This window comes from Aureibaculum marinum (assembly GCF_003813905.1).
In the GTDB taxonomy this organism is placed as follows: domain Bacteria; phylum Bacteroidota; class Bacteroidia; order Flavobacteriales; family Flavobacteriaceae; genus Aureibaculum; species Aureibaculum marinum.
On the sequence record NZ_RPFJ01000009.1, the window covers coordinates 129,292 to 144,988 of the forward strand.

Annotated in this window: 11 protein-coding genes; 4 read left to right on the forward strand and 7 right to left on the reverse strand. The window is 30.0% G+C overall.

The features are described from left to right. Positions 1–7 precede the first annotated feature (7 nt). Positions 8–1,129, reverse strand: coding sequence for a TolB family protein (locus EGM88_RS08140; RefSeq protein WP_123897477.1), 1,122 nt, complete (start codon positions 1,127–1,129; stop codon positions 8–10). A 142-nt stretch (positions 1,130–1,271) separates the two neighbouring features. Here EGM88_RS08140 and EGM88_RS08145 point away from each other — a divergent pair, with 142 nt between their 5' ends. From EGM88_RS08145 to EGM88_RS08155, 3 genes are all read left to right on the forward strand, one after another. After that, a complete protein-coding gene (locus tag EGM88_RS08145; RefSeq protein ID WP_123897478.1) occupies positions 1,272–2,501 on the forward strand; it encodes a M28 family peptidase in 1,230 nt (409 codons plus the stop codon). A gap of 35 nt (positions 2,502–2,536) precedes the next feature. Beyond that, complete coding sequence (dusB, locus tag EGM88_RS08150; RefSeq protein ID WP_123897479.1) at positions 2,537–3,529, forward strand: tRNA dihydrouridine synthase DusB; 993 nt, start codon at positions 2,537–2,539, stop codon at positions 3,527–3,529. 163 nt (positions 3,530–3,692) lie between these two features. Next, positions 3,693–4,526, forward strand: a complete 834-nt coding sequence (locus tag EGM88_RS08155; protein WP_123897480.1) for a universal stress protein — start codon at positions 3,693–3,695, stop codon at positions 4,524–4,526. A gap of 94 nt (positions 4,527–4,620) precedes the next feature. Here EGM88_RS08155 and EGM88_RS08160 read toward each other — a convergent pair whose 3' ends face one another. Next, positions 4,621–4,839 (reverse strand): hypothetical protein, encoded by a 219-nt coding sequence (locus EGM88_RS08160; protein WP_123897481.1) that lies wholly within the window; start codon positions 4,837–4,839, stop codon positions 4,621–4,623. A gap of 159 nt (positions 4,840–4,998) precedes the next feature. Further along, positions 4,999–5,340 carry a DMT family transporter gene (locus EGM88_RS08165; RefSeq protein WP_123897513.1) on the reverse strand — a complete coding sequence of 114 codons (342 nt, stop codon included), beginning with the start codon at positions 5,338–5,340 and terminating at the stop codon, positions 4,999–5,001. A gap of 199 nt (positions 5,341–5,539) precedes the next feature. Between EGM88_RS08165 and EGM88_RS08170 the strand changes: the two genes are divergently transcribed. Further along, positions 5,540–7,072, forward strand: a complete 1,533-nt coding sequence (locus EGM88_RS08170) for a pyruvate kinase (protein ID WP_162497556.1) — start codon at positions 5,540–5,542, stop codon at positions 7,070–7,072. Between the two features lie 71 nt (positions 7,073–7,143). Here EGM88_RS08170 and EGM88_RS08175 read toward each other — a convergent pair whose 3' ends face one another. The 4 genes from EGM88_RS08175 to EGM88_RS08190 all read right to left on the reverse strand — a co-directional run bounded on the left by EGM88_RS08175 (position 7,144) and on the right by EGM88_RS08190 (position 15,697). Further along, positions 7,144–10,818 (reverse strand): metallophosphoesterase, encoded by a 3,675-nt coding sequence (locus EGM88_RS08175; protein ID WP_123897483.1) that lies wholly within the window; start codon positions 10,816–10,818, stop codon positions 7,144–7,146. Positions 10,819–10,836: 18 nt separating this feature from the next. After that, on the reverse strand, positions 10,837–12,030 hold the full coding sequence (locus EGM88_RS08180) for a Pycsar system effector family protein (protein ID WP_123897484.1): 1,194 nt from the start codon (positions 12,028–12,030) through the stop codon (positions 10,837–10,839). A gap of 3 nt (positions 12,031–12,033) precedes the next feature. After that, positions 12,034–14,418, reverse strand: a complete 2,385-nt coding sequence (locus tag EGM88_RS08185; protein WP_238988411.1) for a GAF domain-containing protein — start codon at positions 14,416–14,418, stop codon at positions 12,034–12,036. A gap of 70 nt (positions 14,419–14,488) precedes the next feature. Further along, the gene (locus tag EGM88_RS08190; protein WP_123897485.1) at positions 14,489–15,697 is read right to left on the reverse strand and encodes an ABC transporter permease; all 1,209 of its coding nucleotides are present in this window, start codon (positions 15,695–15,697) and stop codon (positions 14,489–14,491) included.

The window sequence follows — 15,697 nt, forward strand, 5'->3', positions numbered from 1 at the left end:
AACTTTTCTAATCTTGCCATTCTGCAATAAACAAGTTGGTATCTCTACCTCCTCCATTATTACGATTTGAAGAAAAAATCAACTTTGTACCATCATTAGAAAATACAGGAAAAGCATCAAAAGTTTCACTGTGAGTAACTCTGGTTAAGTTTTTTCCATCAATATCAATCATATACAAATTGAATGGAAATCCACGCTCAGATTCAAAATTTGATGAGAACAATATTTTCTCTCCAGAAGGATGAAAAAACGGACTCCAGTTGGCATTTCCTAAGTTAGTTAATTGGCGTAAATCTGAACCATCAGCATTACAGATGTATAATTCCATATTTGTCGGCATTACTAAACCTTCTGCTAATAATTCTTTATATTCTTTAATTTCTTCTTCTGTTTTTGGTCTTGAAGATCTGAAAACCAACTTTGTTCCATCTGGAGAAAAGAATGCTCCACCATCATAACCTAATTCAAAAGTAATTTGCTTTACATCTGAACCATCAATATTCATGGTATAAAGTTCTAAATCTCCACTTCGGTCAGAAGTAAACACTATTTTATCTCCTTTTGGCGATACAGTAGCTTCGGCATCGTATCCCTTTTCAAATGTAAGCTGCTTGGTTATGTTCCCTTCTAAATCTGCAACAAAAATATCATAAGTATCATAAATAGGCCATACATATTTTCCTTCTTTACGTAGAGGAGCTTCAGGACATTCATCACCTCCTAAATGCGTAGATGCATAAACAATACTCTTATTATCAGGCAAAAAGTATGCACAAGTAGTACGTCCTTTTCCTGTACTTAACATTGGTGGAGCTACTACACTATCTAAAGTTTCATTAGCATTCATTAAAAACATTTGATCACACTCAACTCCCCACTTTTTATGATTAGATTGAAACACTAATTGCTTATCATCAAAACTCCAATATGCTTCTGCATTATCACCTCCAAAAGTTACTTGTCTAAGTGATTTAAAATGTTTTTCTTCAGGAAAAACTAGAGATTCTCCTTCTGAATTAACATATACAGGTTCAGTATTTGTAGCTCTTTTTACAACGGTTTTACCTGTACTTTGAGTTTTACAAGAGACTAAAATTATTACAACTAATACTGTATACAAATATTTCATCTTATTATTGATTGTTTTTTTAATTAAAAGGAACATTCTTATAACTAATATTTTACTAAAATTATAAATGCTTTATATCCAATTATATAATTTCTATAATAAATGGCATTTATTACCTAATTTTGCCAAAAATAATACTATTATGATAAATCGGATATTAATTTTTGCTTTTTTTACCTTTCTATTCATCGGTAAAATAAATGCTCAAACAGAAACTCAAATATATAATGATGTTGTATTTCTTTCTGATGACAAATTAGAAGGTAGAAAAACAGGTAGTGAAGGAGAAAAAATTGCTGCAGAATATATTGCAAAACGGTTTAAAGAAATTGGCTTAGCTCCTAAAGGCAATAACGGCTACTTCCAAGATTTCACGTTTACACCTAAAACAAATCCTCATGGAGAGGTAAAATTTTCAGATACCAATAGTAACAATACAATTACTGGAAGAAATATTTTAGGATACATAGACAACAATGCAAAACAAACCATTATTATTGGTGCACATTACGATCATTTAGGCTATGGAGGCGAAGGCTCATTATATAGAGGCGAAAAAAAACAAATTCATAATGGAGCCGATGACAATGCCAGTGGTGTTGCCACATTACTAAACTTAGCCGAAAAATTAACAAAAACAAATACAGGTAACAACTATCTATTTATGGCTTTTTCTGGTGAAGAAATGGGCTTATTAGGTTCAAATTATTTTGTAAAAAATTCAACTATCAATCTTGAAAACGTTAACTATATGCTTAATATGGATATGGTTGGACGGTTAAAAGAGGATAACGCTTTAGCTATTTATGGTGTGGGCACATCACCAATTTTTAAGCATCTTGTTACTGTTTATAACGATAATTTTAAATTAATCTTAAAAGAGTCTGGTGTTGGACCTTCAGACCATACTTCGTTTTATTTAAATGACATTCCTGTATTACACTTTTTTACTGGACAGCACGAAGATTATCACAGACCGAGTGATGATTATGATAAATTGAATTATAAAGGCATGGAGCTTATATCTGAGTATATTTATAGTATTATTACTGACCTTGATGATAATGGCAAATTGCCTTTTAGAAAAACAAAAAATGAAAGCGAAGATGCACCTCGTTTTAAAGTCACCTTAGGTGTTGTTCCAGATTACATGTTTGACGGTAAAGGAATGCGGATTGACGGTGTAAGTGAAGAGAAACCTGCTCAAAAAGCAGGCCTACAAAAAGGTGACGTTGTGGTAAAATTGGGAGAAATTTCTATTACTGATATGATGAGTTATATGAAAGCGTTATCCTCTTTTAAATCTGGAGACTCAACTACTGTAACAGTAGAAAGAAATGGAAAAACGACAGAAAAAAAAGTTACTTTTTAAAAATCGAATCTACTCAAAAAATAAAAAAAATAAACTTGGTAAAAATAGACAATATAGAACTACCTGATTTTCCATTACTCTTAGCTCCTATGGAAGATGTAAGCGACCCACCTTTTCGTGCATTATGTAAAGAACAAGGTGCAGATGTTGTGTATACCGAATTTATTTCTAGTGAAGGTCTTATTCGTGATGCTGCCAAAAGTACAATGAAATTAGATATTTACGAAAAAGAGCGTCCTGTTGGCATTCAAATTTTTGGAGCAAATTTAAATAGCATGCTACAGACAATTGACATTGTAGAAAAATCTAATCCAGATATTATTGATATTAACTTCGGTTGCCCAGTAAAAAAAGTAGTTAGCAAAGGTGCAGGTGCCGGTATTTTAAAGGATATAGATTTGATGGTTAAACTAACCGATGCAATGGTTAAACGTACCAAGTTACCAATAACGGTTAAAACTAGACTTGGCTGGGATCACGACTCGATAAAAATTGTAGAAGTTGCAGAACGACTTCAAGATGTTGGCTGTAAAGCCATCTCTATTCATGGAAGAACCCGTGCTCAAATGTACAAAGGAGATGCCGATTGGAAACCCATTGCTGAGGTAAAAAATAACCCTAGAATGCACATTCCTGTGTTTGGAAATGGAGATATTTCATCACCTGAAAAAGCAATGAAAATGCGTGACCAATACGGATTAGATGGAGCAATGATTGGTAGAGCAACAATTGGCTACCCATGGTTTTTTAAAGAAGTTAAACACTATTTTAAGACCGGACAACATTTACCTCCTCCAACTATTGCAGAACGTGTTGAAATGGCTCGAAGACATTTGCAAATGGCAATAGATTGGAAAGGAGAACGATTAGGCATCGTAGAAACCAGACGACACTATACCAATTATTTTAAAGGAATACCTCACTTTAAAGAATATCGATTAAAAATGGTGACTACTGATGATGCTCTAGGCGTTTTTGAAGTTTTTGATAGTGTTATAGAAAAGTTTGGCGATTATCAATTTTCTTAATTAATAACCTTTATTTAGGCTAATATTTAAGCTCATTTTAAACCACACCATATTACATATTTTCGAATTCATAATCAATATTTTACGTCAAAAAAACACATGATTATTGTCATTTTTTGTCTCTATAAAAATTAGTACTTTTATTGTCTAAAATTTAACAATCATGAAAACAATACTCTACGCCACAGACCTCAACAAAAATGAAGCTTCGGTCTTAAAATATGCCTATAAATTAAGTCAAAATTTAAACTTAACCTTAGAAGTTTTTCATATTTACCAATTGCCTCCAGTACGTGTTTCAGTTTCTCGTCCGGCAGAACAAATGGTAGATCTTATTATTAAAGAACAAAAAGACATTGTAAAGGCCTATTGTGAAAAGCATTTAGGAGAAGACATGAGTAATATCAAAGTTGATGTTGTTATATCAGACACTATTTTAGATGCTATATTAGACAAATCAAAAAAAACCAATCCTAGTATAGTAGTAATTGGTAAAAAAGAGAAACATACCAAAAGAGGACTTTTAGCAAGTGATATTGGATTAGAACTTTTAAAAAAATTGACTCTTCCAATTTTAATTGTACCAAATACCACCAGTAACAAACCCGTAAAAACAATATTATATGCTACAGATTTTGAAAAAGGTGATTTATTAGCAATTAATAAAATAGTACCTCTTGCAAAAAATATGGATGCCAAAATACATGTTGTTCATGTTTCTACTAAAACTGAATATGCTGGTAAGGATAAAATGCAGGCTTTTGAAAACCAATTATCTCAACAAATAGATTATAATAATATAGAGTTTGAAGTCTTGTTTTCAGAGAACATAGAAAAAGAATTAAACGCACATGCTAAAAGAATAGATGCAGATATTATCGTGTTGTTAGAACGCGAAGAAAAAGGCTTTTTCCAAAAATTATTTACTAAAGGTATTGCTGAAAAATTAGAAGTTAAAATTTCTATACCATTAATGAGTTTTAATGAACCTAGTTAAGTTCGCATTATAACTTTAGTTAAAATAAAAAAGCTATCATCAAAATTTTGATGATAGCTTTTTTTATATACTCAATTATTGCTCAGATAAAAGGTTAAATAAGTTGAGCCATATCAATCTCTTTCATTTTTCCATTTTCAAGCTTTCCTAATACTGTAACTTCTTTAGTTTTTTCGTACTCTTGAATTGCTATAACCAATTCTTTTATATTTTCACGGTGAATTTTAATACCTCCCGATTTCTGATTCTTATTTTTAATTTCTATATAATATCCATCTCTCAACTTCTTTGGCTTTGTTGCAGGTCTTCCCATAGTATTACTAAATCTTATTTAAAATTGTCTTTGTAGCTGACAATATACGTTATATTGCTCAATATAGGGAATTTAACTCGTTAAACAAAAGTTAATATATTTTTTATTAAAAAATATAAAAATGAGGTATGGTTATTCAGATATTCTTTTTTAAGTATACTAATGTTTTACGCTTACTAACTGCAATCCTACTACAGAAATAATAAGCGTAGTAAGAAAAAATAACCTCCAAAAAGTAACAGGTTCATTAAACAATAAAATACCAGCAATTACTGTCCCTATAGCTCCAATAGCTCCCCATACCGCATAAGCCGTACCTACAGGAATGGCAAAATCTCCTCCCATTGCCTTGTATAACAGGTACATACTAGCACTAACAGAAACAATAAAAGCCAATATCCACAACCACATTTCTTTTCCCGAAGTTTGTTGAGCTTTCCCTAAACTTATGGCAAACCCCATTTCAAAAAGACCTCCAATAATTAAAAATATCCAGTTTATACTCATAACCAAACATTAAAAAAGTTAAATCTATTCTAAATAATTACTGGTCTAAAATAGTTCATTTTGGCAAAAAAACTTGTCCAAAATAAAAAACCTAAACTATTTGAACATGACGTAAATCATACAATCTAAAAATACAAAATAATAAATTTGTATTCTCTCATTTTTAGAATAATTAATATATAAAATAATGGTTATGAATTTAGAAAAATTAGAAAAAGGTCTCGAAAAAATTTATCAATCACTTTTAAGTCATGACCCAATAAACAATCCTCAGCTTTCTAGTATTGATAAACGTTACCGCGAAAGTGCCATTAATTTATATAGATATATTATTCTTCGAAGTATGGATATCAGAAAAATACAGTGGCGTCTTTCGGAATTGGGCATTTCTTCTTTAGGAAGTGGAGCGGGTTACGTACTCTCAAATGTTTCAAATGCTTTAATGCTAGTAAAATTACTCCATGGTAAGTCGTGGGAAAAGGACCAAAATCCAGTAACCATAGGATATATGGGTAGTCAACGTCTTTTGCTAAAGCATGTTAACGCTCTTTTTAAATCAAATAAAAAAGTACATTACACAAAAATAATGGTTACCATGCCTGATGAAGCTGCTGAAAACCTAGAATTATTAAAAGAATTAATGGTTTCTGGAATGCAAATAGCTCGCATTAATTTAAGCCATGGCGATATTACATTATGGAAAAAAATGATATCAAACATTAATACTGCTAGTAAGACCTTAGCACATCCTATAAAAATATATATGGATTTACCAGGACCAAAAATTAGAGTAGTGGATATTATTTCTTCTAAAAAAACATTTTATAAAAAGAAAAAGAAAAATGGTCTTAAAATAAATGATGGTAATATTCTTTTTCTTCAAAAAGGGGCTTGTACTTCACAAAATGATAAAGAGTTGCTTGACGGAGATAGCAAAATTCCTAAAATAATAGTGTCACTCCCTCAAATTATTGATGACCTTGAAAAAGGACATAGAGTATTTTTTGATGATGGATCTATTGAAGCAGTTGCAATTGCTAAATCAAATGATGGTATTAAAATTAAAATAAAACATGCCTATAAAAAGAAATTAAAATTATATAAAGGTATTAATTTACCTGACACGACGCTATCATTACCTTCGTTAACTAAAGAAGATATTGAATTGCTTCCATTTATAAGTAAATATGCTGATATGCTTGGCTACTCTTTTGTTAGAAAACCTGAAGATGTAACTCAACTTTATAATGAACTTGATAAATTAAACAACACATCTTGCGGTGTTGTATTTAAAATAGAAAATAGAGAAGCCTTTGAAAATCTTCCGTTAATTTTATTTGAAGCTATGAAAAATAGAAATATAGGTGTAATGATTGCAAGAGGAGATTTAGCTGTAGAAGTAGGTTTTGAACGAGTCTCAGAAGTACAAAATCAAATTCTTTTACTCTGTGAAGCTGCACATATACCGGTAATATGGGCCACTCAAGTTTTAGATCAACTGGCTAAGAAAGGAATAGCAACCCGAGCTGAAATTTCAGATGCCACCATAAGTGGGCAAGCAGAAGCTGTAATGCTAAATAAAGGCCCTCATATTACAGAAGCTGTAATAGTTTTAAAAGGTATTTTAAAGCGGATGAGCAGCCACAAATTAAAAAAGAAATCAATACTTAGAGCTTTGGAGGTAGCAAAAAATAGCTTAAATAAAATAAATAAATATGGACTTTAAGTGTCAGCTCTTATTATTTTTTGTTAAAAAATAATAAGAGCTGAAAGAACAATATTTCAACAACTGAAAATTTAAAACGTAAAGCCAACTCCAAATGCAAAACGAATGCGTTCTGTTGCTGTAAATAAAGATACTTGTAAAGTTACAACATCTGAAGCATTAGCAAAAATTCCGCCACCATAAGAATTATGCCATTTTTCAGATTCTTCATCATCTAACCATACTCTACCATAATCAAAACCTCCATAAACACCAAGGTATAACGGTAAAAATTTAGTTCTAACTTTTCTTAGGTTTAATCGTACATCTGTACTTTGATAAAATGATGATTTCCCTGTAAAACGCTGGTTTCTATATCCTCTTAACCCATCAGTACCTCCAATTGAAGAAGCTTGGTAAAATTCAAAATTATCACCAAAAATAATACTTCCTTTAAATTTTGTTGCCAATACCAATTGACCTGAAGGCACTAACTGATAATTAAAACTTAATGATGGTTTTAAATAACCAAATCCGGTAGATTTTTCTAAACTAGTTTTGTAACCTCCTTGTATACTCAATTGCATTCCCATCGTTGGAAAAGCCTTATTATCTTGATTTTTATAACTAAATTCTGTATCTACTCCTAAAAAATAATTAGTATTTTCGATTTCTGTTTCATCATAAAAAACATTAATAAATCTACCTGTTGTTTCTTCAACCTCTATTGACTCAATACTTGTTCCAATAGAAAACTTAGTACCATAAGTACCTGTTTTAACCAAAGATGGATTAAACGACATACTGCTTATCTTTACCCTATTGTAATTCTTATTGAAAGAATTGTCATTCAAATAATTAGGATTTTTAGATTCATTACCAAAATTGAAGAAATTGACACTGTAATTAGGACTTGTAAAACGAGAATCTAGTACTAAATTCCAATCTCCTAAAACATTTGCAAACTCTCCATTATAATTAAGTTCAAAACCAGCAGTGGCAAAATAATAAGCCCCTGAAACAACGTGGCTAGCAGTAAATGGATTACGTTCAAGACCGTACTTAGTAAACGTATTTTGTACACCAAGTTTAACTCCATCATCAGGGTTATAACCTACTGTAGGCAAAAATTGATTGGTATTGTTTTTTATTTTGGAATAATCATAAACATTTGTATCATAATCATCGGTTAACTTAACTCTTCCTTTATTAGTAATAAACTTATTTTTTTTGGACTTATAGTCATAAATTTTAACTTTTTTTCCGTTTTCTACAACATATGTATCATTATTCTGACCTCCAATGATTCTAGTTTTTATAAAGTTATTTCCAACTCCATAAATTTTAAAAACATCATCATCATCTAAACCATAGATCCAAATTTCTTTTGTATCCTCTTTTTGATAAGTTTTTTGATGGAAAACATCTGCTTTTTCCCCTTTTTTTATTCTATATGCAGTTACCTTTGTTTCACCTTCAGGCAACCTCTCAATATCAAACCAATCATCTTTATCTGTACCTCTAATAATAGCAACTTTATTAATCACCTTATAATAATCATCTGCTGTGTTGTGAAGATTATTTATTCTTGCTAATAATTTATTTTTAATCTCCGCAACTCTATCATCTTGAACTTCTTTTGGTAATTTTTTTAATGCCTTATCTACAACTTCTGGAGTTAATTTATTTTGAATATATTCAACTTGTTTTTTCCATTCTTCTTTAGAAGTTCTATTAAGAATAATCATATCTAAAGGAAAAGGATTTAAATTAAACCCTTTAATATTTCTAATTTCTTCAGAAAAACCTTCCATATGTTTTAATGGAGGTATAATTCTAGTAGCTATTTCCATAAAAGCACCATCCCCCATAACGGAAAAAACTTGATCTCTATCCCTTGGTATAGGTTTAAAATTTACGTTGTCATTGTCTTCATCTTTAAACTCAGCCCATCGCCATTGATCTTGATGCCTATCCCAATCTCCTATAACAATATCAAACAATCTGGCTCTTAAATACGAAGCTTCATCTACAACATACTTTTCATCTTTTCTTAGCTTTTTTACTAAATCATCTGTACTTTCTATTTTGTTGGTATATCCAAAACTTTTAACATTAGTTTGACTATCTCCGACATGCTCTTCGATTACATACAACTCATCTCCAAATTCGTCATTATACGCACCTAAGGCATGTTGTTTTGGCACGTAATATAATGCAGGATTGGTATGAAAAATATTAAGAGCATCTGACATAACACTTATAGTAAGTAATGCATAAGGATGAGCTCCTGTATAAAAATCTAATAATACACTTTCTGTAACAGTATTTTCAAAATCTCCCATTACATATTGTTCTTTAAATGCCATTGCTTGTAAATACACTTCGGCATTTTTACGCAGATTTCGCATTACATATTGTCTCCCTTCTTTATTTATTAAACGCAAAGAAGTTGTTTGATTTCCTCCCCCTTTTCTTAAAGGAATTAAACCTCCAAACAAGGTATCTAGCCTTACCGTTGGAGCCTTAACTTTTACTCCATAATAATTGCGATAACGCTCGCCCCATATAAATTTAAACAATTTGGATTTATCTATTTCATTTTTTTTATATATAGAAGCTTTAACAGAGTCAGGAAAACTTTCTGAAAAAGAAATTTCTTTTTTTTGTTTTGCTTTTAAAACCTCTGATTGGAATAGTATTTCATTGGTTTTTGCAGAAATAAATCTTACATAAGAAGACCCATCTTTATACACATCTAATATGGCAAAACCAGGTTCACTTGAAGTAAATTCTGCAGATATGTTTCGAGTTGGAGTGTTTTTTGAACCAGAACCACTAATTATCTGAGCAATATTATCTCTTTTTAGATATTGCAAATTATGTTCATGACCAGAAACAAAAATAACTTTGTCGTTTTCTCTTGCCAATGTAACCAACCTTTTAATCATTGTATTATAATCACTATTTTGAATATCAGCCGGCGAAATTCCACTAGTTTTTCGAATCACATTTTTTAAACTTCCTAAAATAGGTATTGGTTTTAAATGAGATGTAAATGAATATTGCCCTCCGTGTGGTCCATTGGTAAACATTGGGTGATGTATAGCTATTAGGGTAGTTTTACCTCTAGCTTTTTTTACCAAACTTTCAAATTCTTCATAAAACCTTTCTCGTGTTCTAATTTCGCAATCGTCGTTTACTGTAGGGTGCTTGTCCCAATCTGTTAAATACCATTCACTATCAATAATTATCAACTCAACATCATCAGAAACATGAACTTTATCTATCGGACATCCTTTTTCTGGTAAAAAAGAACCATCTCCTATAATATTTTCTATATACTCTTCTTGGGCATGCAATCCTTTTATACCGGAATACCAATCGTGATTTCCAGGAATAAAAATTACCTGTCCTTTAAAATCTTTTACTGCATCTGTTTGAACAATTAATTGATGCTCTGCAAAAGCTCTGTTTTTATGTTGTTCTGCTACAAATCCTTTCGGATATACGTTATCTCCTAAAAAAATAGCAGTACTGTTTTTCGATGCTTTTGAAAGTTGCTTTTTAAACAATTGTAATGCTATTGTAGAAGCACCTATTTTAGAGTTACCAGCATCTCCAATTAAATAAAAAGTATGCTCAATTTCTTTATTAGGGAGAGCTATACTAGATACTCCTTTTTTTAGTTGAGTTTTATAAGTTGCACAAGCATTTAAGAGGAATATAACTGTTAGTACAAGTGAATATTTGTAAAAATAACGCATAGTTTCAATTTTGAATCATTAGCCAAGATTAGCTAGTTGAAATGAAATTGCAAAAGCGATTACAGATAAAGCAATACCAATTAGAAATATAGTGTATGTAATTCTTAAAATTTTATATTTTTTATGTAGTACTAATCCTAAATAATAAAGGTCTTTTTTCATTGAAGAATATAAATAATCTCTGTCGTTCATCATTTCTCCCATAGCCCATTCAAAATCTTCTAATTTTACTTTATGAAAATTACCAAAAAATAATAAGTTTACTTTTTGCTCTTCAACATCTTTTTTGGTAAACTTTCCACTAGTAACATTTGGCCTAGTGGCCAATACTGACAATCCCATAGATAACAAACTAAAGGCAACAAAAATTGCAGTTGGTATAATTAAAAACTCATTGGAAGGACTGTCCAATTTTGGTATTAAATTTGACAAAGACATAGATATAATAATTGCATTTACCGATAACAATATATTGGCTTTAGTATCTGCTATATTACTCAAATCAATATGATTTCTAAGCGTAACTCTAAACATCGTTTCTATTCCACGCTCAGGAATACTTGCCTTTTTCTGCTTTAATTTTAATTCCGCTTTTTTTATTATATTCTTCTCTTCGTTTAGTTTTTGTTTTTTTTGCAATTTATATAGCTTGGCTAAATTTTGATCTTTACCCATTTGCCAATTAGAAAATGCATAATCGGTATAAAATTGATGATTGGTTAAAAAGTTAATATTTTCTTGAGTCCACTCTGCATCTGAAAAAGTAAACAATCCCTTTTGCTCCCATTCCTCACGAAGTAGTTCATTTAATTCAGAATAACCACTATTACCTAAATGCCCACAATCAGCATCAAGAATAATCTTTTCTAACAAGGTATTTGGTTCTGTATTTTTTGTTGTAAATAAAATTAGATGAACAACTTTATCAATAATAGACTTAGAAATGTTCTGTTCTTGTAAAAATTCTCTAGCTATCTGAACCCCTAATGTTTCATGATTTTCATTACTTTTAACAAAACCAATATCATGGAACCAGGCAGCTATCTCTAAAATTTGTTTATCCTCTTCTGATACCTCTTCAAATTCGGATAATTCTCTAACAAAATTAACAACCCTTCGTGTGTGTCCTAAGTTATGATAAATACAATTATCAGGTAAATGTTCAGTGAGTTGAGAAACTACATAACTTTCAACTTTTTGTACTATTGTCATTTATTAATTTGCTTTTAAGTCTTGTATTAATTGGTCTATTGTAAGTGTAGATTTTTCTTGGAAATTTTTTCTATAAACCACCTCAATACGTAAAGCTTTTAAACCAGAAACTCCTTGAAAATCTTCTAATTCTAAATTTTCAATTTCACCTAAATAGTTTTTTGATTGTAAGTATTTTATATACATTAAATACTCATTAGCATCTTTATCTTGCGAATATATTATGGCAATTTTTCCTGGTACTGTTAAACGTTCTTTTGTACCCAATATATGTGCTTTATCGATCCTTTTTTTAATGATCTCGTACCGAATATTATAAGCTCCATCAACATCAAATTGCTTTTCATCCATTCTAAATTTTATAGATAATGGATTGCTATGAACAAGAATAAGCGAAGCTATTTCTAAATTGGTTTCATTTGTTTTATTAAGTTGATTGGCAATATTTTCCATCTCTACCATTACTTTCAATTGCCAAAGTCTAAGATTTTGTAAATATAACGGATTGAAGTTTTTGTTTTTCACCAAAGATTGTCCGATGTACATATTATGTTCAACACCATCAGTTTTGTAACGCTCAAAATAATGAGGAAACATTTCCTGAGCTTCTTCTTGCTTTTTATCAAGATAATCGGCTAATTTTTGATTCAACTTAGTAACACTTTGTTCGTATGCTTTACGTTCTTCATATACTACATGTAAATTAGGATCCAACCTATTCATGTAAACTTCAACTGATTTTTTTAGTGCAGCATTAATTGATTTAATATGCTCAAAAACAGGATAAATTTCTGATTTTAAAAAGTCAAGTATCCCAACTTCGTCCCCTGCATGAAGCCCATTTTTAACCTTCTGTAAATAATCTTTAACACGAAACATCAACTCTTCATAAATGGGTAATTTTTCAACTTTACATGCATCGTTTAAAACATCAACTGCCAAATTCAATTGAACTACCAAATCATTCTTTATGGCTATATTTCTAGCAAAAGAAGAACCCTTTATATCTGACTGTCCATAAAGAGGATATACATTTTCAAAGACAATTTCATCTAATTTCCTATTCTCTACGCCTTTAAATCCATCTCTATAATATTTTTCAGCAGCCTCTATAAAACGCCATTTTACAGTTGGATGTATAGAAGTATAATTTTCTTGAATTGTAGCTTCTAATATATTTTTATGATCTTCTGAAGAGCGTTTTAAGGCAGCTTTAAAAACTGGAATTATATCTTTTAATTTGTTTTGATTAATAGAATTTAATTCATAAGGCCTTTGAGACGCTATCTCTAACAAAGCCAGATCATTACCATTAGTAACACGTATTGGAATAAGTATAACACTACCAATACCATTAGCTTTCAAATCTTTATAAAAATCATTTTTTCTAGTTAATCTGCCATATTTTTCAACATCAGAAATTGTAACTATTTCATTTTTGTTAAAAACAGAATTTAAAACATCAGTACAAAAGTAATTTTCACAATCAATAACAGCTTGGTTATTTATTATTAAACTATCGGATTTTCTAATTTTAGCATCGCAAAACTTCATGTTTACTGTATCCAAAATAGAGAACCCAAGTTTTAAATCTTTAATGTTATAAAAAACACTTAAATTTTCTCTTACATCAGCTATAAGATTATCATCTTGTTTTAATAAATTTCTGGTTAATGAAGATAAAATTTCATCTGGAGTTACATCAAAAAGATTTACTAATACAAACCCTTTAAAAATATAGCTATTAGGAGGAAATTTTTCTTTCCAAACATCTATATTATCATAATTATCTAACAACAACTTATAATCTTCATCGGTAATTTTAGGAGCATTTTCAGTAGGTATTATATCTGAAAAATCACCATTGAGAGCAACTCTAAAGTGTTTTGTAACCCCTAACTCTTTATCTGGAATGTCAAAAAAGAAAGGACGTTTAAGATCTATATTATATCCATAGCAGTAAGATAAAATCATTACACAACCATGAATATAAAGTTCATTTTCGTGAAAATTTCGAATTATAAACTTATAATCTTCACCAGCATTTTGTATTATATTTTTAAACCTATTTGAAAATTTAAATGAGGTAAACGAAAAAGGAATACTCGCTGCTTTAATCTCATTATTGGTAAGTATCTCAGGAAACAATCCTTCCAACAATAAATCTATTTGATCTTTATATTTAAGCAATAAAGCCTCATCAGTAAAACCATTAATTAGCTCAGGGTAGTTATCTAAATATTCAACTAAAAACTTGGCAGACTTATGGTAAGGATGTTTTTTATTTCTAACATATTTTTTATAAAACAAATATACCTTTTCAAAACTTACCTGAAGTTGTAATGGAAACGAATTATATTTTAAATCTTCTGATTGACGTATTACCACAATTTAGTTTTTTAATTAATAAATAACAGATTTGTATAGGTTTAGACGTAACAACTCCCTTTAAATAACATTAACCATAATCAGCTAATAGTTTTTTAGATATTCTCGAACTTGCAATTAATGCTGCCAGATATCCTAAGGAAAGAATTGTAAAAAACACAACTACTACATTAAATAATGTAAATTTTACTGGGTAAGCTAATGAAGCATTAATCATTATTAAACCAAAATAATTTTGCAACAACACAAAAGTTATGGCTAAAACTAACCCCAAAACTAAACCAAACAACGAAAGTAAAAATCCTTGAAAAATAAATATTTTTTTTATTTCTTTTAAGCTTGCTCCTAAGTTAAACAACGTTTTCAAATTTTCACGTTTATCTAAAATCATCATTACTATTGCCCCAATAACATTAAATAAAGCAATAATCAATATTAGTGTAAAAATTAAATATGAAACTAAATTTTCAGTATTTAACATTTTGTGAAAAACAGCATTCAGTTGCTCTCTAGTTTCTATTTTAAACTTATTTCCTAGTTTTTGCTGTAGCACTTCAATAACTTGACTTCTATTTACATTCTCTGCCAATTTTAATTCTATTGCCGAAATTTGATTCGGTTTATAATCTAGCAAACTTTGTACCATAGTTAAGTGAGCAAACACATAATTTCGATCCAACTCTTCGGTTAATCTAAAAACTCCAACAGCCTGAAAATTAAGTGTATTAAATGCTGTTTTAGGATTAGTCACATATCCCTTACCTGGTTTTGGAACTGAAACTTTTAGAGACTCTGAGTAATCATATGTACCAAGTGATAGTATGGCAGAAACCCCATTGCCTATCACTACAGTATTAATGGCTTCTTTATCTAACCAATCACCAACATAAATCGCCGTGTCTATATTATTTACTGACAAATAGTTATCATCAACACCTTTTATACTTGCAATGTGAGATTTTTCATTGTAACTAAAAAAGGCTCTTTCTTCTACTACTTTACTATAATGCTTTATACGATTATCATTTAAAACAGAAGCAATTGAATCATTAAAAAAAAATGATTTCCCTTCAGTGGCACTTACTTTTAAATCAGGATCTGAAACTCTAATAAAATCTAAACTAAAATCTTTTAATCCTGAAAAAACAGACAATACTATAAACAAAGCCATTGTACCCACTACAACACCAGTAGCCGCTATTATAGTAATAATATTTATTGCATTATTACTACTTTTAGATAATAAATATCGTTTAGCTATGTATAAAGGAAATTGCAA

What these genes read in the sequence shown, in the direction of transcription:
- EGM88_RS08140 (WP_123897477.1), bottom strand. Translation starts at nt 1,129, where the DNA reads ATGAAATATTTGTATACAGTATTAGTTGTAATAATTTTAGTCTCTTGT.
- EGM88_RS08160 (WP_123897481.1), bottom strand. Translation starts at nt 4,839, where the DNA reads ATGGGAAGACCTGCAACAAAGCCAAAGAAGTTGAGAGATGGATATTAT.
- EGM88_RS08180 (WP_123897484.1), bottom strand. Translation starts at nt 12,030, where the DNA reads ATGACAATAGTACAAAAAGTTGAAAGTTATGTAGTTTCTCAACTCACT.
- EGM88_RS08155 (WP_123897480.1), top strand. Translation starts at nt 3,693, where the DNA reads ATGAAAACAATACTCTACGCCACAGACCTCAACAAAAATGAAGCTTCG.
- EGM88_RS08145 (WP_123897478.1), top strand. Translation starts at nt 1,272, where the DNA reads ATGATAAATCGGATATTAATTTTTGCTTTTTTTACCTTTCTATTCATC.
- EGM88_RS08175 (WP_123897483.1), bottom strand. Translation starts at nt 10,818, where the DNA reads ATGCGTTATTTTTACAAATATTCACTTGTACTAACAGTTATATTCCTC.
- EGM88_RS08170 (WP_162497556.1), top strand. Translation starts at nt 5,540, where the DNA reads ATGAATTTAGAAAAATTAGAAAAAGGTCTCGAAAAAATTTATCAATCA.